This is a genomic window from Vibrio sp. L3-7, from assembly GCF_963898195.1.
In the GTDB taxonomy this organism is placed as follows: domain Bacteria; phylum Pseudomonadota; class Gammaproteobacteria; order Enterobacterales; family Vibrionaceae; genus Vibrio; species Vibrio echinoideorum.
The window spans coordinates 284,943-308,537 of sequence record NZ_CAWQUW010000023.1; the positions used below are offsets into that span (position 1 = coordinate 284,943).

Below are 23,595 nucleotides of genomic sequence, written 5' to 3' on the forward strand. Positions count from 1 at the left end.
ATATATAAAAATAGCATCTATTACTGATTGAATTGTCATTCTCAATAGTTAGAATCACTGGCTAATAACAATAATAACAATTGCTTCTGCTCATTTACTTATTCAAAGAAGGACAATACATGCGACAACTTCTCAGTGGCTTATCTATAAAGATTCAAATCCTTATTCCAGTACTCTTTTCCGTCGTACTACTTTTGACGGGTGTCATTATCGGTGGTGACAAACTGGAAAATGCTTTTAAAGATGTATCAACAGCTACAGATCAGCTAATTCTACATAAAGAAGAACTTAGCGAGATCGTCGACAACAGCTACGGCATGCGCATCAAAGCGATTTACAGCTTATTTAATGCAGACGATGTGAAAACCTTAGTTGAGACACTAAATCAAAAGCGCGACCAAAATGCGCGTCTATTAGATTCATTAAACACAGTGGCAGGGATGCAAGACGAAGTCGCAGCAATGCGTAAGGCGATGAATCACTACGTCGACTTCTCTCGCACCACCATACTTCCTCTATTAAGAGCAAAACATGGCAATACAGCGCTATCTTCTGACTTTGATAATCGCTACCAGATCGCAATTGACCAATACCGTCACGCGGGTAATGACATGGTGCAGGCAATCAATACGCTTTCTAAAAAGCTAAACCTGCTTGCCACTCAAGAAGTCGACATCAACGGCCAACAACACACCAGCACACTGGATACGGCGACCATCGCACTGTTAGTGATTCTTTCAATCGCATTAGTCATCAGCTGGACACTTGCTGGCATCATTGTTAAGCCTCTGAGCAATATTCAAGAAACGATGCGTGAAGTAGCAAAAGGTAACCTGTTAGTAAAAGCCGAAGAACATGGCGACAACGAGATATCGCGCCTTGCCCAAGACGTAAACAAATCAGTTGAGCAATTGCGTGACACGGTAAGTTCACTGTCTCGAATCAGTATTGAAGTTGCATCTGCGTCGACAGAACTAGCTGCAGTAATGACTCAATCAAGTGCTAACTCAGACCAAGAGAAGCAGGAAGTGGAGCAAGTTGCTTCTGCCGTGAACCAACTTGAGAGCACAGCAGCACACGTTAACGAGAATGCGGTACAAGCCGATTCAGCGTCTAAGCAAGCCGACGAAATGGCGACGCACAGTATGAGCTTGTTTAATGAGAGCAACCAAGCTAACGAGCAAATGGCGATTCAGCTTAGCGAAGCGGCAAACGTTGTAGGCACGCTAAAAGAGCATTCTGAACAAATTGGCAAAGTGATAGAGGTGATTCAAAGCATCTCTGAGCAAACCAACCTGCTTGCGCTTAACGCGGCAATTGAAGCAGCTCGCGCAGGTGAAAGTGGCCGTGGTTTCGCAGTTGTAGCCGATGAAGTTCGAATGCTGGCAGCCCGCACACAAGATTCAACCAAAGAGATCCAAGCGATCATCGAAGGCTTGCAGGTTCAATCGGGCAACGCTAATGAAAGCATGAGCAGCTCACTGTCTATGTTAGAGCACAACCAAACGCTCTCGGGCGAGGTAAGCGCGGCCCTTTCAGGTATTGCTAACTCAGTAACCGACATGACAGAAATAAACACTCAGGTTGCCTCTGCTGCAGAAGAGCAAAGCCAAGTGACTGCAGATATCAACCGTAATATCTCAAACATCTACAGCTTGGTAAGCCAAAACGTAACCGGTATTACCCAAGCCGCAGCAGCGAGCCACGAGCTATCTAACTTAGCCGAGCAGCAAAAGCAGCAGTTGGATTATTTTAAGGTATAGGGTTTAAGGTGTAAGCTTCAAGGTCTAAGCTTCAAGATCTAAGTTAAGACCTATATACCAGAACCTAAAAGGCCGTGGAAAACCACGGCCTTTTTATTTACGCATTAAGAACTAAATCATTCTGCAACTAATAAGACGCTAAATTTATATTGTGCGGCGTTGTACTGGTAAACCTCACCATTAATCGAATCAAACGTCATCACGCTCTGACCATCACTCGCAGGAGTTGAACTCCATATAAACGAAGCTAAGTTTCCAGCTTCAACGTTAAACGTCTCACCAAACACCTTGTGACTTATTGCTGGAGAGTGGCAAGCCACTTCTTTTAATGACACTAACTCTTTGATGTTTGGCATGCGCCACTCTTTTTCACCACCGAACTGATGCAACGCATGGCTGCCACTCTGGTCATTAATTGATTCAACCATAGCAAGCGCACTCTGCCAGTGGTACGTTTCAGCTGGCCCACTACAAGCTAATGTCTTCGTATCCCAAGTTTTGCCCAGCTGGCAACGCATCCAAGTTAATCCTGTCAGTTCATCGCTAAACGTCCCATTATCATTCGCGACATAACGCGTGCTCGGCGCCGATTTTTCCATATCTAAACTGCACTCTTGTGCCATTGCACCCGCAGAAAACAGAGCCATTAAAGTGATGGAGAGTAAATTTTTCATATCTATTGACCTTGTAGTGAAACTAAACGAACTGGAAATTGGTACGAGTCATAATTATCTGAAGAATCAACATCACCTGAATAGATCTCTATAGAACCAACAACTCCTCTATCTGAGCCTTGTGTTCCAATCTCGTTATAATAGAAGCCACCTTCAACAGCGCCATTTGTGTATTGGCTATAAGTTATGGATTGAGTCCATACCGAGCCAGTGTAAGTTGTATAGTCAATACCAAGGGTTTGATGTGGGAAGTACTTGTAAGTTAAACCATAAACTTCACCGTCCGAGTTGGTTTCTGTCTCACCGAAGTCGAGCACGTTGTAGAATTCATGGAACGTTGGTAAGCGCCAATCTGACTTGCCGCATAAGTTCATTGCATTGATATGTTCAACGTAATCTTGAGTGGTACATATCGCATCACCTTTCGTTTTACACGTCGCTAAATCAACATCTTGATCGTAAGGCGTTACTATTCCGGGTAACTCAAGCGCTAATATGCGATCTTTATGTTGAATAGAGCTTTCATCATCCGTTTTCGACTCCCAAATCAAACCACTGCGTTGATCCAAAACACAAGACCACTCCGCAGCATCATCAGCAAGCACCTGGCCATTTGAATCTAGCTTTGCGAACTGGAAACCATTGCCGGTATTGGCATTCAGCTCTGTTTTATCAAATCCGTATTCTGCATCTTGACCTGGGAATGAACTCTGTGGTTCAACGACATTTTGTGTGTCATCGATATCTGAGAAATAGCGTAAAACACCCGTATCATTCAATGCTGTCGCAGCTTTTAGCTCTCCTTCGAGGAAATTTGCAAAAGCAGTAACTTGGTCATTATCTAGTACTCCACCCACATAATCGGCCGCACTCTTATCAAATTTCGCACTCAATTGAGCCAGCATGAACGCGCGATTAGAGTGCTTAAACGCCTTAATTGTTGATACGACATTTTGTTCCAGACTCGCGAGTTCAGATGCAGATAAATCGTCTTGGATATCGCCAGAGATCGTAATGCCACTTTTCGCCAACTGCGCTTTTAATTTGTTGTTTGCCTCAGCTACCGTTAACCCGTCTGCGACATAACCCGCCAATAGTGAACTGATACCATTAATCTCATTTCCAGTATTTTTTTGAAGACCGGGAGCAGCAATATAAGCGTAAGAAGATGCAGAACCGCTCGTGCTATTAGCTGCAATCCCTGTGTCCACCTGAGCTAACAAAGGCACAGATAAAATCGACTTTTTAGTACTGGTGATACTAAATTCGCCATTCGCGTTGGCTGTAGAACTTGGTTCCCCGCTATCGCACATGTAGTTTTGATTTATGTCTGCGCAGACCTTGCTTTGTAAATCTACATTCTGTGCTGTCACTGTACCTGACACGGTATAGGTTGGTGCAGCTGATGCAGAGGTATCGGAACTGCCCGAACCACCGCAGCCAGCAAGAGCCAAAGAGATGGCCAAAATTGTCAATTGAGGTTTCATAGAGTTATCTTCTTGTTTTGTTTTTAAAGAGCCTTGCCATCAGAGACAAGTAACGCGTACCAAATGACCTGCCGAACGAGATCAAGGACATAAATAAAATTGATATGAGTGAAGCTGAACCACCAGAAGAGCTACTCGCAACGGTTGGTTCTTGAGGTGAAGTCGTCGTTTCACCACATTCGTATTTCGAAATAGTGCCGAGTCCCCAACGCTTTAGGTTCCCAGTTTCACCATTCACATAATCGGCGATTTCTAAACGCCAAGACCCGTTAATAGGCTCACCCTTAAACGAATCAAGAACCGAGTCATGCTTGAGCGTGAAGTAACCATCAAAGCCAGAAAATCGCGTCGACTTATGGTTAAGTAAATCGACCCGTGTTCCCTTCGGTGAAATCAGAGTGACCACTAAATCGCTTAAACGAGGGTGTTCGATATCTAAATACATACCAAAATTTTCGTCTGCGACCTGAGCCGTTCCATTTAGAGTGAAATTGAATGTTTTAAAGCCAACGATCGGCTGATTAGTCGAGCTAAACCGGCTATCAGGAAGGTAACTGTTTACTTCTTTGATATCAGATTCGAGTACAGGTAAGCCATATACAAGAGACAAATCGTGCTGCCAATTTTGTGATTTGAGGGCATCGTTGTATCGGTAATCGACACTCGTATTCATAGCAACAGAAGATCCACACATCTCGCCTTTCGGAAGCGTCGCCTCTATCGACAATTGATCAACCGGATCGCTAACGAACGACTTCACCAATTCTGAAATATTGATTTGGCCATCCACTTGAGCCTGTCTTAACGTCGGGTACAACTCAATCGTCAACGGCTTATTTGGATCAATATATCGATCAGCGACCTCTACCTTAAAGGGCTCGATGATCAACCCATGCACATCAAATTTTTGCTTCAATATTTCGGCATAATCTCGATTTGGATATAGCTGTTGAGCCACAAACAGTGTGCTCTCAGCTAGGTCATGCATTTTCAATCCACGACCTAGCCCGTACATAGACTCGAGTACGATTGAATCGAACTCTTTAAAAGCCACTTCTCCATACTGTTCAACCGATGCTTTCAGAGCCTGGAACAAAGGCGTTGACCAAAGCTCATCCCCTAGTTCACCAGCAACACTTTCATGAGGACGATATTCCGCTTGTCTAAAGTAACGTGCTCTTTGATTCCATAGGCTACGAGTGGTATTTCTTACCCCAAAGTAACCATCCCAGTTAAAGACAGTATCAATCTCGAACTCTTGCCCGCGCGTCTGTGCATTTTCATACTGAGTACGAAAGCTAAAACTACCCGCCCAGTAGTCTCCAAACCCTTCACCGATGGCACCTGTATGGCCGTAAGCCCAATCTTTTACGATGTGATAATGAATCCCATGGCCAAGCTCATGCAGAATCACATCACCATCTAATGCATCAGGTGAGCCACCGCCAATACCAAACAAAGCCGCTTTGGAACCATAATAATACGTCGAGTTATCTGCAGATAAACCTCTGCCATCGAACTCAAGAGGGGCATCAAACAGATCAAAGCCCAAGCTGCTGATATAGCGTAAAGACTGATCTAGATGAGCAAATACCATCAATTGTAGGAATCGCACATCTTGCCAATCCACATTTTGCAGCTCGTTCAGATCGGCAAACTTTGTAACACCTTCAGCTGCGAGAAAGTTTGAACTGTCACGGTTTATGACAGCACCTAAGTCGGAGTCAATCGAATATAAGGCCGCTGCGTCGACCTGAGATACACGAGCATTGGTAAGGTAAATTCCATCACTATGATCCAACACCTCTACATCGGCTTGCATGTAATGTGGGAGACTTGGGTATTGGCTCACATCAGTTAGTAAACTTACTGGTGGCTCAGCTCTGTCCATGGTTCTCAAATCAGGACTGAACACATTCACATGCGTCGCAACAATTTGCCCACTGCTTAAGCTCGGCGCACGCTCTGCTTCTAATAAGCGAGGAGCTTCCAGCTCAGCAGCCGTTGTCGGATTTCCGTTGAGTAACACGGTATTTTCTAAGCTTCTGAAAACGCGTGAAACCTGCTCGTCAGAATTAGTGGATAGAACCACAGATTTCTGTTGTTGGTACTCACCTTCGATCAATAAGTCGAAGTTGTAGTGATGTCCCAACTTAGACTGCGTTTCATAGCGAAACCTCAGCGTACCGACCTCTGGGTAAGCTTGTTCTAAATACGCTTTGGCTTCCTGCTGCGTTGATACAACAGTATTACCGAGAGGGTAATCCCACTCGGCGGCACTGCTTGTTGCTGAAACCAACAACAAAGCAAGGTATAGAGGACTCTTTTTCATATGTCCTCCTTAAAACGCATACTTGGCGTTAACGGTGAAGTAACGACCAGGTTCTGTAGAGTAAACTTTATTACTATCAGCTATGCCCGCGACATCTTGGTAACGGATGTATTCTTTGTCGAAGAGGTTGATAACGTTGGCGCTGACATCCAAACCAAAGGTCCAAGAGTAACTTACACCAAGGTCAACACTCGCCCAGCCAGAAGTAGTCGCACAATCAGTAACGATACCTAAATCATCTTCACATTGAGGCACGTTGCCCATCGCTTGTGCCCAATTAACCTGTGCATACGCTGATAATGCATTGTTGTCATAAGCAATGCCGGCATTACCTTCCCAAGGCGTTAGTGTGCGAACTTTTTCTCCATCCTCATCTTCTCCATCAACATAGCCGACTTTTGTATTCACACTCCAAAATTCGCTTAAACGGTGTGCGACAGATGCTTCAATGCCATATGTCTCGACTCCATTTACGTTTTGATACTGCTTGTAGTAGTTACCTGTATTTGGGTCCGGCACAAACGTGACCTGTTTAACGTCGATAAAATTATCGAACTTCTGATAGAAAACAGCCGCATATAGCTGTGTTTGTCCATTATCAAACTTACTGCCCAGTTCAAACGAATCACTGGTTTCAGCCTCAAGGTCCATATTTGGCACAATGACAAATGGGGTAATTGGGACAAAATCATGGTTCTGATAACCATAAATTTTGTCATAACCCGGTGCTCTAAAGCCGTGGTTGTACGAAAGGTAGGTATTTAGCGAGTCTGTTAACTGATAGCTAACCGATAAGCTAGGAGAAAACTCGTTCGAATTTTGTTCCTTCACTTCGTAGCCATTGATTGTGCTCTGTGATTCAGGCTTCAACTGGTGTAAATCAACACGGGCTCCTGCCGTCACAGTCCAATGGTCAATTTCAATCGCGTCACGAATAAAAGCAGCAAAGTTGTACGAGCGGGCTGGAGCAAAAGGGACATCCGCGTTAAGTGACACTCCGTTCCAATCTAAAACAGAAGATTGACTTGGACGCTCATGGAGGTTGGTTTCCATATTCACACCATAAGACAATGTATGGTTCATGTTTTGATGTTGGAATGCGCTAATAAAATCGGCGTTTACACCGAGAAGCTGATCCGTAAAACCACGAATATCAATCGTTCTACGTAACTCAGAAACGTTATTGTTGGTTCGAGACATCAAACGATTGGTGGTATCTTCATTAGTCATATCACGCCAATAGATCTTGGCATCTAATTCCTCAAACCAAGTATTGGCAGGTAGGTACTCAAACCCCGCATACGCAGAGAACGTCTCGGTATAAGACTGTTGGTCAAAATCTTCAGTGTCCCATTTACCGTCCTTTTGGATCTTAGAAGACCCTTCTTTACGACTTGAATTCTCTTTGTAATACTCAACATTACCTTTGAGCATTAAGGCGTCACTTGACCAGTAGTTCAGGGTGTAACCACCACCGACGCCATCGATACTTCGGTTATATAGGTCTTCTTCAAAATTACGGGTTTCTTCACCTTCCCAATAAGAAAGATTGACCAAGCTTTCGAATTTCCCCGAACGGAAAGCAAGGTTTGTCGCGCCTTTGTATTTATTACTGATACCGGTATAGGTTGCAGAGACGTCGCTATAGAAATCTTTGTCGTCGAGGTAGTCTCCCGGCTTTTTAGATCTCACAACCACAACACCACCAATCGCACCGGACCCATACACAGACGAGCTCGCACCTTTGATGACTTCAATACTGTCGAGGTTCGACATATCGAATGAGTTGCGCCCTATTTTGTCGTTGATGTCATTAGCCCCAAAACCATCAGCAGATTTTATCCCGTCTTTAACAATCAAAATCCGGTTACCTGTCATACCGCGAATAGTAATGTTTTGCGGTCGTCCTGCCCCCCCAGAAACACTGACTCCAGGTTCACTTTTTATTGCGTCGTAGAGTTCTGTTGCGCCTTTTTTTTCTAGGTCTTCACCCGTGATCACGGCAACTGAACCTGCTACTTCAGATAACGGTTGCTCTATTTTGTTCGCCGTTACGAGCACCTCTTCAAAGTGGTAAACCTCAGATTCGGCGTGCACGACGTTGGCAGCAAGTACACTCAGTACTGCCGCTGATAGGGGGGAAAGCTTCATTTACTGCTCCGCTTTAATGTCTTTCAGGGTAAGTGATAAAAGGAATGCGTATTCAAACGCTTGTTGTGCTAAGGATTTTCGTCTATCTGTCGAATGTCCTTGAGTAAAGTTTGTCGACAATAAATAGGGCCCACTTCCAGTCGTTAGCTCGCTTAATTTTGCGTAATACTTAGCCCCTTCCCAATAGGGAACGCGGCGATCGTTGAGGCCAACTTGAATCAATATCGGTGGGTAATTTTGTTCGCTAAGATTTAGATAAGGGTCATATTGCTGCATTACCTGCAATTCATCGGCAATGTTTGGATTGCCCCACTCACCGTACTGATGAGCTGTTAGAGGTAATGCAGAATCAGACATGCTATTAACAACATCAACAAATGGCACTTTAAGGACAGCACCATCAAACAAGTCAGGAGCTTGATTTAAAGCTGCAGCAACAAGAGTGCCACCAGCACTTCCACCCATCGCATAAATAGGGCGCTTACCTAGATTGTATGCTGTCAAATCACGAGCAACTGCGATGAAATCCAAGATGGCATTTTCTTTTTTAATCCCCTTACCGGCTTGATACCAAGACTCACCATAAAACCCGCCCCCACGAACATGTGCAATTGCATAAATAACACCTTCATCAAGTAAGCTAATAATTTGTGGCATGAAATAGGGCTTCATCGTCATGCCATAAGCCCCGTATCCATACAAAAACACTGGTGTGGTCTTAGTCAATTTGTCTTTGCGATAAGCCAAAGTGACTGGAATCGTTACCCCACCAGAATTCACCATAACTTGCTCGGTTTGATACGCTGATTGTTGGTATTGAGGGTAATGGTCTTGAGAGAAGCGTTCTCGTTGTAAAGTATCAGTATTCAACCGGACCCACTTCGCAGGCTGAGTCAGAGACATGCTGCGAATGTGCAATTTGTTACTTTGGTAGTCGCCCACTTGGCTTACCCAAGCAACTTGGCCCACGTCGGCCAATAACTGGCTTGAACGATAGCGATTATCTTTGTCGAGAAAGTTTAGAGACTGAGACGCACCACTTTGGCTAACAACCACAGCGCCGGATTCAAACAGATAAAAGTTACTGATTCTGGAATCGTCATTAGGTGCATAGATCGTTTGCCACTGAATTACTTGTGCAGCCTGACTGAGTGGAGCTGAGTAAAAAGCGAAATCATTACGGGTATGGTTACTATTGGCATACAAGGTTGAACCCGCAACATCAACGTAGTATTCCACTCCCGCTTTACGTGACAAAAGTGGTTTGGAAATCTCGCCTGTATCAAGATTGAGTAAACGTTGCTCGCTGGCGTTTTCACTGTTTGCCTGAACCACAGCAAATTGCTTATCACTGGAAAGGTAATACGAAAGCAACCAAGCGGGGTCTAGCTCTTCGATTAAGCGGATTGACTTGGACTCGCTTAAGAAATTTAGGGTTAACGCATACGGTCTCGAAGTGTGTTGTTCAAGCTGAATTAAATACAGAGATTGACCGTCTTTCGACCACGCAAGCGAACTGTCTACATTTTGAGCTACTGGTGTCACTTGACGACTTTGAAGATCAACAACACTGACTTGGTAGTGCTCTGACCCAGTTACATCTTCTGCAATCGCGAGCTTTGTTTTACTTGAATTTAAGGCCCAACCTCCTAGCTGATAGTAATCAAAACCAACAGAGCGAGCGTCAATGTTAAGCAACTCAACTGAATTCGCACTCCCAACTTGCCGAGAGAGTAATACTCTTCCACTGTTACGATTTTGGATCGCATACTCAAATCCACCGATTTCTTTCCATGGTTTATCAGCACGCACGGGACGATGGTCTTGCCAATTTTGTTGTAAGGATTCACTCAGAGATCGAACGCGTTCTTGATAAAGCTGAGTTTGAACATTCTGTTTATTAAGATAATTGAGTACTTCGCTAGCACTACGTGAATCATCCCTTAGCCAAGAGAACTGATCCGAAGCACCAACTCCTCCCGAAAAGGCGAGAACAAAAGCTAACAACACAAACGCTTTCATAAATAAAACAAATCCATACGCTAAATTAATAAATTTCGCGCATAATGCACCTAAACGATAATGAGATCAATTATCATTTACATATATTCGTGAGATTAATCACAAGAAGAGTATCAATTAATGATGGATTACTATTGTAATCTTGGAAGGAATTTATATTTAGATAAGCTTGAAAAATTAGTCGATAGTGTTCATTTAAATCAGAAAATTGACCATTTACAGAACAAGCAAACGTTTACTAAGTTTGTGACACGACTATCTCCACTAAGGAAATTTTGAAAACTTGAATAACTTCGTTAGCTCAGCAAACCTTACTGAGCGTTCTCAGTGCCTCTGATTCTCTCAATCGCTTCTACCCTTCTAAGTTGCTGGGGCTGAAAATGAGCTTCTCGAAGCTGGGCAAGCGTCTCTTTTTGTTCAATTTCAGAGAGTGCTGAGTCATTCAAAATGTCATTTCGTTCGACAAAGTAGACCTCTAAAGATCCATCAAAGTCCGCCCTTTGTTGATCAAGCGCTTCGAGCCTCTGCGTCGCTTCTTCGCCAACCAGTTCGCTTCTCTTCAAGTATTTTCCTTGTTCATCTAGGCCTTGTGAGCTGGATAGTTGCTGTAATAACACCTGATTTTGATAACTGGCTTGAACGTAATCTGGTTGTTCAGATAGATAAGATTCAAGCCTTTGCTGATATTCTTGTTCCTCTAGCCCTTCTTGTTTCAGAAGTAACTTTTCTAAAGCGATTTCCCTCATTTTATTGTCATGGGTAAACAGGATACTTATCTCGCTCTCACTGAAAAATTGAGTTTGAAAGTCAAGCAGAGCTTGATTCAGTGCGCGTAAGTCCTCTGCGGATATTGAGGTGGTGTCGAATTGAACATCCAATGCTGTCAGTGCCGACTTGTACTCGAGGTACTTTGCGAACAATGCTTCATCGACAATAGCAGCTTGTGATTGTTCGTGGTGATTCGCCACATTGTCACGAATCTCTTCAAGGGTTAACTCGGTGTTGCCTGACACGAAATATTCCATCATGTCTTTGGCTGATGCATTATCGATTTCGGTATCTTGTTGAGAAGCAACTTTCAAGGAAGAAACCTTTGGTTCTCTATTACCGTTTGGATCTAGGTCCTCTTTTACGACAATGAAAAAGACCGCCGCTGCACTCATCAGGGCTATTGTGGTTATCGACAAAATGGCGGTCTTTTTCATTGTATTTTCCTTGTTCTCTTATTAAATGGGCAGAGCCACCTACAGGCCTGCCAGCTTCAATCGATTGGCATGTTGACGGTATAGCGTCACAGGATCGGTCTCAAAAAGATGGTGGATACCCAACAAGCCATTGATCTCGTCTAGGTGATTCATTTTATAATCGTCACCAATCACTTTGCCCAAATGCGCGCTGCATGCTCCCACTAAACCATCATTAGGTTCATTGAATGCTAAGCCAAGGATTGTCATCGCTCCGTCGGTAGGATCGAGAAGATTGGTAAAATTGGAAGACCCTGTCCACGAGTAGTAATAAACGCCATTACTCGCTTGCCATTCGCCATCACCACACTCAGACGTAGGAACGCCTTCAGGGTAAAACTGATTGAATGCTAGCGAACCTTCGGTGGTCAAAGCTTCAAGAGAGGCAAGCCCGTCTTGATCCAAATCTGAGCCACCAGACAGCAAGTTAATAAGCGTGGTCAATCCACCAGCCAACTTAACCGCAATACCTTCTGTCGCAGAGCCTTCATCTACGGTTCCACGCACTAAGTCAGCCACCTTTGAGCCTTTATGAACCCCGCCAATACTCGTCACGGACGCAACAAGATCAGGTCGAACCGACGCCACATAACGTGCAGTCGGCCCTCCGTGGCTATGACCAACCAAATTCACTTTGCTTGCCCCAGTCGCAGCTAACAGAGTCTCTACTTGAGCCAGTAACTGCTCTCCACGTATTTCAGAGCTGTTGGTCGCTGATACTTGCGCTACATACACACTCGCGCCATCTTTGGTTAGGGACTCAGGTATGCCATAGAAATAATCCACACCCGCTAATGTATCGAAACCAAACAGACCATGTACCAACATAATGGGGTATTTAGTTTCTGTGTACCCGCTGACTTCTAATGCCGATGCGCTTGTTCCGGCATAGACACCAAAACTCGATAGACAAGCTATTGTCCAAATTAATATCTTTTTCAATGTTCTTCCCTTAAACAGATTAGACCTCTGATGAGTAAATGAACCGTAGGTTATAATTTTATAAAATAAAAAATTCGAGATTGATATTTGTGATGATGGGCTTAATTTAAACAGGGGTGATTAACATTGAAATATGTATCCCAATAAACAGCTTGTTTTTAACTCTTTGATTAAAAATACATTACCTTAGTTTTTGGCACCTTTTATAAAGATCACATTAGATCTAACAACTTACGAAAACCGCACACACTGCTAATTGACCCTCACTGCATACCTCTAAACGGATACCAAAACCCTCAAAAAAAGTGACGAATTTCATCCTGTACTTGAGTGTTCTAACAACAGAAAACACGTTGAAAATTTGATGTTTATGCCAGTTATAACCGACGGACAGTTGAATGTATTGACGTGAATTATTGATGTTAGATATAGGTCTTACCAGTTATTCGCTATTCAGTTATTAAAAGTAACAGGCAACAAGAAACAACGTTTTTTTGGCTTACCTAAATACAATAAGAGAATGCAGTGATGAAAAATACGGCTTTAATACTCGCGTTATCCATCCCTTTTGGTGCTCATGCAGCTGAAGATTCTATACCCACTCCAGAATCCATAACGTCTGCACAGGTTCTAAAAACGCAAGGGGAACAAACTTATTCGTATGTTCGATGTTGGTATCGAACCGACGCATCACACGACTCCTCAGCCACTGATTGGCAATGGGCAAGAAAAGAGAACGGGGACTATTACACCATCAACGGATATTGGTGGTCTTCAGTCTCGTTCAAGAACATGTTTTATAGTGACGCGCCTCAATCCGAAATAAAGCAGCGTTGTGAAAAGACGCTCGACATCCAACATGACGTCGCAGATATCACCTATTTTGCAGCAGATAATCGCTTCTCTTACAATCACTCCATCTGGACCAACGATAACGCTGTGCAAGCCAATACAATTAATCGTATTGTCACTTTTGGTGATAGCCTTTCCGACACTGGCAATCTATTTAATGGCTCTCAATGGGTTTTTCCGAATGCTGATTCGTGGTTTTTGGGACACTTTTCAAATGGTTTAGTCTGGACTGAGTACTTAGCAAAAGCTAAAGATCTTCCTCTGTATAACTGGGCAGTGGGTGGAGCAGCAGGCACCAATCAATATGTCGCGCTGACTGGTGTTTATGACCAAGTCACGTCTTACTTAACCTACATGAAAGTGGCTAAAAATTATCGCCCTGAGAACTCGTTATTCACTTTGGAGTTTGGTCTGAATGATTTCATGAACTACGACCGAGAAGTCGCTGATGTAAAAGCTGATTTCAGCAGCGCTTTGATTCGATTAACAGAGTCTGGAGCGAACAATATCTTGTTGTTCACATTGCCCGATGCGACCAAAGCGCCGCAATTTAAATACTCGACCGAGCAAGAGATCATTAAAGTTCGTGGCAAGATATTGGAATTCAACCAATTCATCAAAGCCCAAGCCGAATATTATCAAGGCATGGGGAAAAACGTGGTGTTATTCGATGCAAGCGCACTCTTCGCGAGTATTACCGATAACCCTGAACAGCATGGTTTTAGAAATGCGAGTGACGCTTGCCTAAATATCAACAGAAGCTCATCAACCGACTATTTACGCAGTCATAGTTTAACCAATGACTGTGCCACATACGGCTCTGATAGTTATGTGTTCTGGGGAGTTACGCATCCAACGACGGCTACTCATAAATACATCGCAGACCATATCTTGGCGTACTCATTCTCGACGTTCAATTTCTAACTAGGAAGAGCCCAGCGAGTATCATGAGTTACCTACTGTAAGTACCGGAAGTTAAGGGCTTACACAAAGTACAGACACAAAAAAACCGCCATCATTGGCGGTTTTTATTTACGTTAACTTTTATAAAGATCAGTTTTTATAAACATCAGCTTTAGTTCACGCGAGTTGATTACTCGTCATCCACTTTTGGTGCGACTTTCTTCTTAGGGATAAACACGCTATCACCCACTGCCACATTTTGGTGGAAGCTCTTATCGCGCTTAACAGGTTTCTTAGGCGTCTTCTTAGCTTGAGTCTTCGCTTTATTCTTCGCAGGACCGCCTTTAGTAACAACAGGTTTACGCGGCTTAATGCCCTTAAACTTGCCTTTCAAACCTTCAAGAACAGAGAAAGTAAGATCTTGTTGAAGGTAAAGCTCAACACGTTTGAAGCTATCCCAGTCTTTTGGACCTACCAAAGAGATCGCGTCACCTTTGTTACCAGCGCGGCCAGTACGACCAACACGGTGAACATACTCTTCCGTATGTTTAGGCATATCAAAGTTGATAACGTGGCTTACGTTTGGAATATCAATACCACGTGAAGCAACGTCTGTTGTTACCAAAATTTTGTAAACCGCACGCTCAAATTGGCTCATGATCGCGTTACGTTGTGTTTGGTTTAGATTACCACTCAATGCAACCGCTTTAAGCTTCTTCTCATTCAGCTTTTCCGTCAAACGGTCAGTATCGGCACGAGTTGCAGTGAAGATCATCACCTGACGATATTCAGCTTCCTCAATGACACGGTCTAAAATCGCTTCTTTGTGATCAAGGTGATCACACAGGTAGAATTTCTGAGTGATATCAAGGTGCTGCTCGTTAGAAACGCCTACAGAAATACGTTTAGGTGCGTCTAACATCTCACTTGCAATGCCGTTAACTTCCGCGTGATCTAACGTTGCAGAGAACATTAGAGTTTGACGACGACGGTGTTTAGCTGCATTCGCAATACGACGGAGCTCAGGAGCAAAACCAAGATCAAGCATACGGTCAGCTTCATCAAGGATTAGCGTTTCAACACCATCTAAAAACAGTGAGCGGTGCTCAAGGTGATCCGCAAGACGTCCTGGAGTCGCAACAATAAAACGAGGGTATTTACGCAGAGCTTTAACTTGGTCGTTAAAGTTTTCGCCACCTAAGATAAGTGTGGCTTCGTAAGACAGACCACCAAGCATGCTTCGCAGTTCGCCGTAAACTTGCTTTGCTAGCTCACGAGTAGGAGCCAAAATTACACCACGAGGATCTTTAGCAGAAAACGCTTTGGTTTTTAATGCTTTGTGTATCATTGGCAACACAAACGCCAACGTTTTTCCTGATCCCGTTTTTGATGAAGCCAATAGATCCTTACCGGCAATAGCAACAGGGATCGCTTTTGATTGGATCTCTGTCGCTTTCTTGAAGTCGTAATGTTTTAAGTTCTTCAGTAAGCGGTTGTCTAAGCCTAAATCTTTAAAGTGCAAAGGACTCTCCAGTCTTGATGGTATTGAATAAAATTAATTTAACGTGACATGATACCGCGAAAGTACTTTATAAGGATAGAGATCACAGTAAATTTATCCTCATATCTCAAGTTGCCTAGGATATTCTATGCATTGGCACCAAAGGGATAGGCCTTCCAAATAATGTAAAAATCGATTCCAACTCCACCGTCTCAAAAATGAGACAGACTGTGATGCTTAGCTAATTACCTCAAAAATTTAGCAATTTCTTTAGTTATTGTTTTTGCAGTTAAAAAATTAGTCGCTACAATCATTAATGAAGCGACTATATGATAAAGAATGTATAGCGCATCTTTTGATGATAAATAAGCAAGGAGTTCTTATGAATAAGACGTTAATCGCAGCTGCAGCCTCAGTTTTCATTTTAGCCGGTTGTTCTTCAGAGCCTGAAGAAGCTGCAGTGTCAGAAATGGATCAATTGACTAACCAAGTTGCTGAACTAAGCAGCGAAGTTGAAGCGCTTAAGAGTGATAAAGCAGCCGCAGAAATGAAAGCTCAAGAAGCATCTGCAGCCGCTATGGCAGCAAAAGAAGAAGCGGATCGTGCTAACGACCGTATCGACAACATTGCAGAGTCTTACACTAAGTAATTGAAAGATAACGCAGTTAATCTATAGATTATATAAGTCGCAAAATGCAGTAAATTGATAGCACCACCTCCGAATAGAGGTGGTGTTTTTTATTTGGGGTAGAGAAAAAGAAAAGAAAGAGAAAGAGAAAGAGAAAGAAGAAAAGCAATGACGCTTTCCAAAGAACCTATTGAATTAAAACTCAATCACAGGCGGTGCTATCTCCACAGGTACACCATTTTGAGCAAAAATAACCGCTTTCGCCTTTGAATTCGGTAAATCAGCATCTTCAAGCCACCATTTTAACTCAACCGGAATTTGTAACGACTTTTTAGAACCGTCACTTCGAGTCAATGGTTCATGAGCTTCAACAAACACACTTCTGTCTGGCTCTAAAGACACTTTAATCGGTTCATCAATGATCGTGACCTGCTCGCCACGGTTAACCTGTTCAAAAAGCCACTCAATATCTTTAGGTTCCATACGAATACAACCAGAACTGACTCGTAAACCAATCCCGAAATCTTTATTAGTTCCATGAATAAGGTAGTCACCTGCCCCATATGCGAGGCGCATAGCGTATTCGCCAAGCGGGTTTTCTGGGCCTGCAGGGACAACTCGAGGTAATTCGATGCCTTTCTCTAAATATTCTTTACGTATTGAGTTAGGAGGTGTCCAAGTCGGGTTTGGTCTTTTTTGGCTTATCTTAGTGATCATCTCTGGGGTATCGCGCCCCACTCGGCCAATACCGACTGGAAAAACATGAACTTGATTTTTATCCGGTTCAAAGTAATACAACCTTAACTCGGCAAGGTTGATAACAATTCCTTTTCTTGGGGTATCAGGCAAAATCAACCGACTAGGAATACTCAATACATAGCCTTCCGCAGGAAGGAAAGGGTCTACACCTTTATTTGCCGCCATTAAAGAAAGAAAGCCAATATCGTATTGCTTTGCAATGATGGCTAACGTTTCTCCAGCCGTCACCTCATGTTGTTGTATTCTGCCTACGATGCGGCTTTCCGCCGGGGGCAGTTCAAAGGTCGCAGCAGACACCCATGACGAAGCCATCGCCGCGATCATAGCCGCAACCAATGACGTTACCCTCACGACAGGCAAAGCTACCTTGCGTATTTGTGTTTTCATAGAATACAAAGGCGTCGAGTTAGCGCAATACGGCATACAATTCCTTGGTTTGTCTTTTATTAAAGTTTAGATTATCGCTGATCAAACGTCTCTACAACGAATTGTTGTCTCGAAAATAATATGCAACAAACTATTATCTTGAGTTTTTCCTTTAAATTTCATGCAATTTATCTATACAAAATCGATTGCCTTTAAGCTTTCAACACATTTGGTTATCAATATTAATAAAACTATAATGACAGACCTATTTTGTGACTAAAGTCTCACGAAGCCTCGTTCTAACTCGCTAATATTGCCTCAACAAAACGAATTCAATTCAACAGAATCGGTAATTGATTAAATCCTGTTCCTATCATTACCGTTTAAACTTTGGAGAACGACCATGGCTACACCTCATATTAATGCTCAAGCTGGTGATTTTGCAGAAACAGTACTTATGCCAGGCGACCCGCTTCGCGCAAAATACATTGCAGAAACATTCCTTGATGACGTGAAGCAAGTTTGTGACGTTCGCAACATGTTTGGCTACACAGGCACTTACAAAGGTAAGAAAGTTTCTGTAATGGGCCACGGTATGGGTATCCCATCATGCTGCATCTACGTACATGAGCTTATCGCTGAGTACGGTGTAAAAAACGTTATTCGTGTAGGTAGCTGTGGTGCAGTACGTGACGACGTGAAATTAATGGACGTTGTTATCGGTATGGGCGCTTCTACTGACTCAAAAGTAAACCGTATTCGTTTCAACAACCACGACTTTGCTGCTATCGCTGATTTCGGTCTTCTAGAAGAAGCAGTAAGCCAAGCACGTGCACAAGAAGTTCCAGTTAAAGTTGGTAACGTATTCTCTGCTGACCTTTTCTACACTCCAGAAGCTGACCTTTTCGAAAAAATGGAAAAACTAGGCATCCTTGGTGTTGATATGGAAGCGGCTGGTATCTACGGTGTTGCTGCGGATCTGGGTGCTAAAGCACTGACAATTCTTACAGTATCTGACCACATCATCCGTGGTGAGAAACTAAGTTCAGAAGATCGTCAAAAGTCATTCAACGACATGATGAAAGTTGCTCTAGAGACTGCAATCAACATCTAATCGTTAAACACTAGCTATCTTTTTCATCCTAGTTAGCTTCAACGATAAATAGTTTGAAACGTAATACCTCGCAGTCAAGCTCGCTTGGCTGCCTAAATAACCCCGAGGGGGTGATCGTGTCCAACGACAAGCTGCCAAAAGATGCAGATGGGTTACAACTCAACTTTTGTAAAACATTGGCGTGTGACAACTTTGGCTTGAGCGATGCAAAACGGTATGTTTTGCAACATGCGAATCCTAAGCGTCCAGCGATGGTTTGTCGTGAGTGTGGAGCTTTCCCCCCCTTACTTAACAATCGTGAAGTGTTAAGCGAACTTCATCGCCTAAGACAACTTCACAGCGATGGCCTTCCTGCTTGTCGTAATGATGATTGCGATAACTTTGGCCTATCGGTTCATACCCATAAACATCTTTATCATGCCTTCGGCTACAGTGGCGACAGGCAACGCTATCGATGCAAAGACTGCCAATCAACTTTCGTTGATAAATGGTCTGGATCCAATAAAAAACTTCAGTTTCAAGAAAACCTAATGGGCTTATTGTTCATGGGTTATTCTGTACGAGAAATCTGTAGAAAATTGGAGATCAACCCAAAAACTTTCTATGATCATGTTGACCATATCGCGAGCCGTTGTCGTCGTAAATTAGCGATGATAGATGCACGATGGGTTAATCATGCCAAAGACTATCAATTTGCTTCCCATTACCAGCGTTTACAGCCACAAAGTAATAACGGCGTGCTCTGGATAGCAACGGGCGAGGCTCATTCTGGTTATATCCTTTGCCAACACGTCAATTACTCTCAGAATGAAGAGCCATCAGGGAATGTTGACCACAACCCTTATGATGACGTGGCACGTTTTGTCTCAAAGGAGCACTCTTCAGAGGCGAACCTCGAACTCCCTCAGCCGTCCGATAAGCTGAAAGAACGTATTGAGCAGCAATACCAAGTGATACTGGCAAGAGGTAATGTGGAAGACCCAATGGGTAACCTCACTGCATTTAGCTACCCTTCGAAGGGTGCTCTAATTCGACCACCTTATACCTCTTATGCTCACTTCTTACATGTACTTGATATGTGTGACGAAAACAAACACGTCGCTATTTATATGCCACAAGATCCATTACTAAGATCTGCCGCCCTAAGCGTTTGTTTGCCGCGCATTCAGAGTCAAAATATTGACCTTATGTATGTCGAGGAAGATTCTGGTTGGCAAGATGATCAAAGTTTTGAAAAGATCGACATTGTGCATATGAGTTGGTGGCGCGATCGTTGGGCTATCGCAAATCAAGGCGATAATCAGAAAGGCATTTGCTACCTAACGGGTAACAATCCAGAACCAAAACAGTGGTTTAACACCGCTTCAATTCAGCAAACTAAGTTCTATCAACAGCGTTTTCAATTGTTATTTGATAGCTTTATCAATGAGCCTAGACGTAAACTTCGTCCTGGGGGCATCCTTCCATTGCTCGATATATTCAGAGCTTGGCACAATCTGTGCTACCAAGATAAGCAAGGGCTTACAGCAGCGCAACGCTTAGGTGTTGCAGAGCAGCCATTAACCCTAAAGCAACTGCTTTCATAGAAACGAAACATCCAGAGATTTATTCGGGAACTCATTGATTTTAAAGCGACAACATGAGGTAACACCCATAATTGGAAAAGATAGATGTTTCTTTGACGCTCTAAGAAAGATAATTGGTGCTTATCCTTAATCACACTCTTATAATGATTGTGTTATCAATACGCTCGATAATTATGGATCTAAGCCTTGGACAAAAATCAGTACCTTCTTGAAACAGAATTAGAACAACTCAAAACTCGCGTCGACTCTGAACCATTAGTGATCCTAGAGATTACACAACAATGCTTCGTCAGATCAGAACAAGTTTTGTTTGAAGAGGGTGCGATCCAATCGCTGATGTTAATGGCAAAATGCTGTTGGAACCTAATGGATTACCAAAAAGGTTTAAAATACATCAAGGAAGCCCACAAACGACAAAGCCGATTAGACACCGACCTTTTTCTCCCTGAAATTCTCCATTTACACGCACTCCAATTCTGGGGACAAGCCAAGTACTATTCTGCCCAGCAATTTTGGATCAATGCTTTAGAGCAATCCGCGCTAGTTGATGAAGTAGAGATCCAAATTGAATGCCTCATTGGCCTAGGCAACATTTGGCGAATGACCCACGAATACAAGCTAGCACGCTCTACCCACCAACTCGCCGTAAAAGTCGCGAATAACAGCCGTATTGGTTGGTTGGAAGGTAAAGCAAGAATATTGCTCGCTTGGGATTACTACTTACTCAATAACTATGTTGAAATGTTGTCGGTACTCGATGGTGCAGAAGAAGCATTAAAAGATCATAAAGATAATACTTGGCATGCAGAGGTGTGGGATTTCAGAGGTCTTGCCCTACTTGGCTTAGAGCGTTTAGATGATGCGGAAAAAGCAACAGCCAAGGCACACAGCCTAGCAGTAGAGCACAACCTAATTTGGATGAAAGCGCACTCTTATATCAGTCGAGCTCGATTGGAACTTCTGCGAAAGAGGCCCGAACAGGCCGCTGAATTACTCAGACTAGCCGAGCGCTCTGCAAACGAATTCGATAATGGCGAGCTACTCAGTCAAATTTGTTATCAACAGTCCTTAGTTGCAGAAGAAAACCAAGATTTTAATGCCGCTTTAGTTGCCTTTAAAAAATACCGTCAATATTCTATCAGTATGCTTCGCGAGCAGACCAACCGCGTCGGTTTAGATAAAGCGCGCAGTTCAAAACGCCAGCTAGAACAGAGAGCAAGAAAACTCATTAACCGTATTCGTGGCCAGCACGAGTACGATCCCGAAAAACACCTTTCTTATGTTGTTTCTGAAACGTTTTGGTGGGAACAATTGGTGCTCTTTAAAACAGAGCTAAAACGTTCAAACCACAGCATCATTATGTTTCAACACGTTGATACCGATTACTTGGATGTCTGCACCGAAATTGCTCATACCTTATGTAATCAAAACGACTTCATTTCAAGGCTGAGTTCAGAGCGAGTCGCTCTTATGCTTTCCGAGAAAGGGGATGTCGCAGAGCAAACCTTCCAAACTCTCAGCACCATACTTGATATTTATCCGTGGCATAGAAAAGGATTGAAAGGTTCGAAACCAACCGTCAGCCTTAATGATATTTTAACGTTCCCGTTCACTTTAGAACAACTTGAAGAAGACGATGCCGAGGTGAGAAATTGATGGAAACCTTACTAAGTAAGATCACCGATGCCGGTTTGGATCCTTCATCGGTTTCTGGTGAAGAGGCGATCATCTTTTGGAACCATATTCGCCAACACGTTTCGACAACCAAAACGGAACAAGCACACTGTTATATTATTAGCTCTGAATATCGTGCTGAATTGCAACAAAATCAAACTAGCATCGAAGAGTTGAGGCATGCATTAAACCTACTCCACTTGCCTGCTGACATAGAAGATATTCTTACAGTAAAAACAAGCTTAAGTGATCGCTTAGTTGAAATTGGTGATTACACCTCAGCACTGAATGAATTTGTTAGTTCGTCATCAATTGCTGTTGAACACGGCTACATCGATGAATACGTGATGGCGATTTTGGGTATGGGGAACCTTTGTGATGCCTATGGTGACCACAGTAAAGCGCTTCGCTACTACCAAAAAATCAACAGTATTGATCATGCGATAAGCAGTCGCTCACTTCGCCTCAAGTTCAAGCTTCATATGGTCGCTAGCCTTCTACTGCTTAACCGTACTACTGCGGCCAGTGATTTACTTAACGAATGTGAAGAACTTAGTATCCTTGTCAGTAATAAGTTGCTCACAGCTCAGATATTGCTTTATCAAGCAAAGGTACTTCGCGCCAAGAAAAAGTATCACGACGCACTTAGCTGCTTGTCTAGGGTTCAATATCCAGTCAACAACACCCAAGCAAGTTGGCTTGCAACCATGACTCGCCTAGAAATGGCACATTGTTTAAGCGCTATCGGTAAGCAAGAATACGCCAGTATGATTCTTACAAGCACCGATAAACGTGTGAATAAATACTCATCACCCGTTCTTGCAAAGCGTTTTTATGACTCCTTGAGCGATGTGTGTATGAATCAAGGCCGTTTTCAAGAAGCGCTAAGCTATGAAAAGAAAGGCTACCGAATTGAAACGGATCTCATGAAGCAGATTCCGATCAGTGAACTGGGTGCGAGTCAGCTACGCCGTCTTTCTCGTTTTGAACTGCAACTAAAGCTGATCCTCTCGGAACAAGAAAACCGAGAGTTGAAAGAAACGACTGAGCAACACAAAAATGCAGTTGCTCAACTACAACAAGATGTATTCACCGATCCGTTAACAGGCTTACATAACCGTCGATGGTTAGATGTGAAATTGAAAGATCTTCTGCTTCACGAAACACCTTTTGCATTAATGGTTGTCGATATTGACCACTTTAAATCAATCAATGATGAGCTCAGTCATTTAGTTGGTGATAAAGCGATTGTTAGCGTTTCTCAAGAACTACGCTCCTACTTCAAGTTTCGAGGCGCTTCATGTGTCAGGTTTGGTGGGGAAGAGTTCTTAGTCATCCTTGAGAACACCAATCTTGCTAAGGCAGAAATGCACTCGGAAAATTATCGAGAGCGCATTTTCCAATTTGCTTGGCATGAGATATTGGGGGAACGTGGACTAACCGTTAGTATTGGTATCACAATGCATCGCGAAGGAGAAAACACTCAGCGTACTTTCTACCGAGCAGATAAAGCGTTATACAGAGCTAAAGCCAACGGCCGCAATCAAATTTGCACCGAGTAATGAAAATTAAGATCGCTTGAAATAGAAAGCACTTA

General features: G+C 43.2%; 16 protein-coding genes. 7 read left to right on the plus strand and 9 right to left on the minus strand.

Going from position 1 to position 23,595, the window contains the following annotated elements; translation table 11 throughout:
* The first annotated feature begins 119 nt into the window (after positions 1-119).
* Positions 120-1,763 (plus strand): methyl-accepting chemotaxis protein, encoded by a 1,644-nt coding sequence (locus AACW75_RS16315; RefSeq protein WP_145568936.1) that lies wholly within the window; start codon positions 120-122, stop codon positions 1,761-1,763.
* Between the two features lie 116 nt (positions 1,764-1,879).
* On the opposite strand, the gene AACW75_RS16320 is transcribed toward AACW75_RS16315, so the two are convergent.
* From AACW75_RS16320 to AACW75_RS16350, 7 genes are all read right to left on the minus strand, one after another.
* Complete coding sequence (locus tag AACW75_RS16320; protein ID WP_135454404.1) at positions 1,880-2,437, minus strand: Lcl C-terminal domain-containing protein; 558 nt, start codon at positions 2,435-2,437, stop codon at positions 1,880-1,882.
* Between the two features lie 2 nt (positions 2,438-2,439).
* A complete protein-coding gene (locus tag AACW75_RS16325; RefSeq protein WP_135454402.1) occupies positions 2,440-3,924 on the minus strand; it encodes an Lcl domain-containing protein in 1,485 nt (494 codons plus the stop codon).
* 4 nt (positions 3,925-3,928) lie between these two features.
* Positions 3,929-6,256 carry a proprotein convertase P-domain-containing protein gene (locus tag AACW75_RS16330; protein WP_145568934.1) on the minus strand — a complete coding sequence of 776 codons (2,328 nt, stop codon included), beginning with the start codon at positions 6,254-6,256 and terminating at the stop codon, positions 3,929-3,931.
* A gap of 9 nt (positions 6,257-6,265) precedes the next feature.
* A complete protein-coding gene (locus AACW75_RS16335; RefSeq protein WP_145568933.1) occupies positions 6,266-8,407 on the minus strand; it encodes a TonB-dependent hemoglobin/transferrin/lactoferrin family receptor in 2,142 nt (713 codons plus the stop codon).
* Positions 8,408-10,429: a prolyl oligopeptidase family serine peptidase gene (locus AACW75_RS16340; protein ID WP_145568931.1), complete on the minus strand. Its 2,022-nt coding sequence runs from the start codon at positions 10,427-10,429 to the stop codon at positions 8,408-8,410. It lies immediately after the preceding gene.
* A 311-nt stretch (positions 10,430-10,740) separates the two neighbouring features.
* Positions 10,741-11,634 (minus strand): lipase secretion chaperone, encoded by an 894-nt coding sequence (locus AACW75_RS16345; protein ID WP_145568929.1) that lies wholly within the window; start codon positions 11,632-11,634, stop codon positions 10,741-10,743.
* 39 nt (positions 11,635-11,673) lie between these two features.
* Positions 11,674-12,615 carry a lipase family alpha/beta hydrolase gene (locus AACW75_RS16350; protein ID WP_145568928.1) on the minus strand — a complete coding sequence of 314 codons (942 nt, stop codon included), beginning with the start codon at positions 12,613-12,615 and terminating at the stop codon, positions 11,674-11,676.
* A 528-nt stretch (positions 12,616-13,143) separates the two neighbouring features.
* Between AACW75_RS16350 and AACW75_RS16355 the strand changes: the two genes are divergently transcribed.
* The gene (locus AACW75_RS16355) at positions 13,144-14,391 is read left to right on the plus strand and encodes an SGNH/GDSL hydrolase family protein (protein WP_108223660.1); all 1,248 of its coding nucleotides are present in this window, start codon (positions 13,144-13,146) and stop codon (positions 14,389-14,391) included.
* A gap of 169 nt (positions 14,392-14,560) precedes the next feature.
* On the opposite strand, the gene AACW75_RS16360 is transcribed toward AACW75_RS16355, so the two are convergent.
* Positions 14,561-15,892 (minus strand): DEAD/DEAH box helicase, encoded by a 1,332-nt coding sequence (locus tag AACW75_RS16360; protein ID WP_017073676.1) that lies wholly within the window; start codon positions 15,890-15,892, stop codon positions 14,561-14,563.
* 361 nt (positions 15,893-16,253) lie between these two features.
* Between AACW75_RS16360 and AACW75_RS16365 the strand changes: the two genes are divergently transcribed.
* Positions 16,254-16,520 carry an Lpp/OprI family alanine-zipper lipoprotein gene (locus AACW75_RS16365; protein ID WP_004732066.1) on the plus strand — a complete coding sequence of 89 codons (267 nt, stop codon included), beginning with the start codon at positions 16,254-16,256 and terminating at the stop codon, positions 16,518-16,520.
* A gap of 174 nt (positions 16,521-16,694) precedes the next feature.
* Here AACW75_RS16365 and AACW75_RS16370 read toward each other — a convergent pair whose 3' ends face one another.
* Positions 16,695-17,681 (minus strand): L,D-transpeptidase family protein, encoded by a 987-nt coding sequence (locus AACW75_RS16370; protein WP_145568925.1) that lies wholly within the window; start codon positions 17,679-17,681, stop codon positions 16,695-16,697.
* A gap of 346 nt (positions 17,682-18,027) precedes the next feature.
* On the opposite strand from AACW75_RS16370, the gene deoD reads away from it, so the two are divergent.
* The 4 genes from deoD to AACW75_RS16390 all read left to right on the plus strand — a co-directional run bounded on the left by deoD (position 18,028) and on the right by AACW75_RS16390 (position 23,560).
* Positions 18,028-18,738, plus strand: a complete 711-nt coding sequence (gene deoD, locus AACW75_RS16375; protein WP_017073673.1) for a purine-nucleoside phosphorylase — start codon at positions 18,028-18,030, stop codon at positions 18,736-18,738.
* A gap of 116 nt (positions 18,739-18,854) precedes the next feature.
* The gene (locus tag AACW75_RS16380) at positions 18,855-20,324 is read left to right on the plus strand and encodes a lactate dehydrogenase (protein ID WP_029224867.1); all 1,470 of its coding nucleotides are present in this window, start codon (positions 18,855-18,857) and stop codon (positions 20,322-20,324) included.
* A gap of 186 nt (positions 20,325-20,510) precedes the next feature.
* On the plus strand, positions 20,511-21,980 hold the full coding sequence (locus tag AACW75_RS16385) for a tetratricopeptide repeat protein (protein ID WP_135454390.1): 1,470 nt from the start codon (positions 20,511-20,513) through the stop codon (positions 21,978-21,980).
* Entirely contained in the window at positions 21,980-23,560 is a 1,581-nt protein-coding gene (locus AACW75_RS16390) for a GGDEF domain-containing protein (protein WP_029224866.1), read from the plus strand. Before AACW75_RS16385 ends, AACW75_RS16390 begins: the two co-directional genes overlap by 1 nt.
* Positions 23,561-23,595: the final 35 nt, after the last annotated feature.

What these genes read in the sequence shown, in the direction of transcription:
- AACW75_RS16370 (WP_145568925.1), bottom strand. Translation starts at nt 17,681, where the DNA reads ATGCCGTATTGCGCTAACTCGACGCCTTTGTATTCTATGAAAACACAA.
- AACW75_RS16325 (WP_135454402.1), bottom strand. Translation starts at nt 3,924, where the DNA reads ATGAAACCTCAATTGACAATTTTGGCCATCTCTTTGGCTCTTGCTGGC.
- AACW75_RS16390 (WP_029224866.1), top strand. Translation starts at nt 21,980, where the DNA reads ATGGAAACCTTACTAAGTAAGATCACCGATGCCGGTTTGGATCCTTCA.
- AACW75_RS16335 (WP_145568933.1), bottom strand. Translation starts at nt 8,407, where the DNA reads ATGAAGCTTTCCCCCCTATCAGCGGCAGTACTGAGTGTACTTGCTGCC.
- AACW75_RS16330 (WP_145568934.1), bottom strand. Translation starts at nt 6,256, where the DNA reads ATGAAAAAGAGTCCTCTATACCTTGCTTTGTTGTTGGTTTCAGCAACA.
- AACW75_RS16315 (WP_145568936.1), top strand. Translation starts at nt 120, where the DNA reads ATGCGACAACTTCTCAGTGGCTTATCTATAAAGATTCAAATCCTTATT.
- AACW75_RS16365 (WP_004732066.1), top strand. Translation starts at nt 16,254, where the DNA reads ATGAATAAGACGTTAATCGCAGCTGCAGCCTCAGTTTTCATTTTAGCC.
- AACW75_RS16340 (WP_145568931.1), bottom strand. Translation starts at nt 10,429, where the DNA reads ATGAAAGCGTTTGTGTTGTTAGCTTTTGTTCTCGCCTTTTCGGGAGGA.
- deoD (WP_017073673.1), top strand. Translation starts at nt 18,028, where the DNA reads ATGGCTACACCTCATATTAATGCTCAAGCTGGTGATTTTGCAGAAACA.
- AACW75_RS16345 (WP_145568929.1), bottom strand. Translation starts at nt 11,634, where the DNA reads ATGAAAAAGACCGCCATTTTGTCGATAACCACAATAGCCCTGATGAGT.
- AACW75_RS16355 (WP_108223660.1), top strand. Translation starts at nt 13,144, where the DNA reads ATGAAAAATACGGCTTTAATACTCGCGTTATCCATCCCTTTTGGTGCT.
- AACW75_RS16320 (WP_135454404.1), bottom strand. Translation starts at nt 2,437, where the DNA reads ATGAAAAATTTACTCTCCATCACTTTAATGGCTCTGTTTTCTGCGGGT.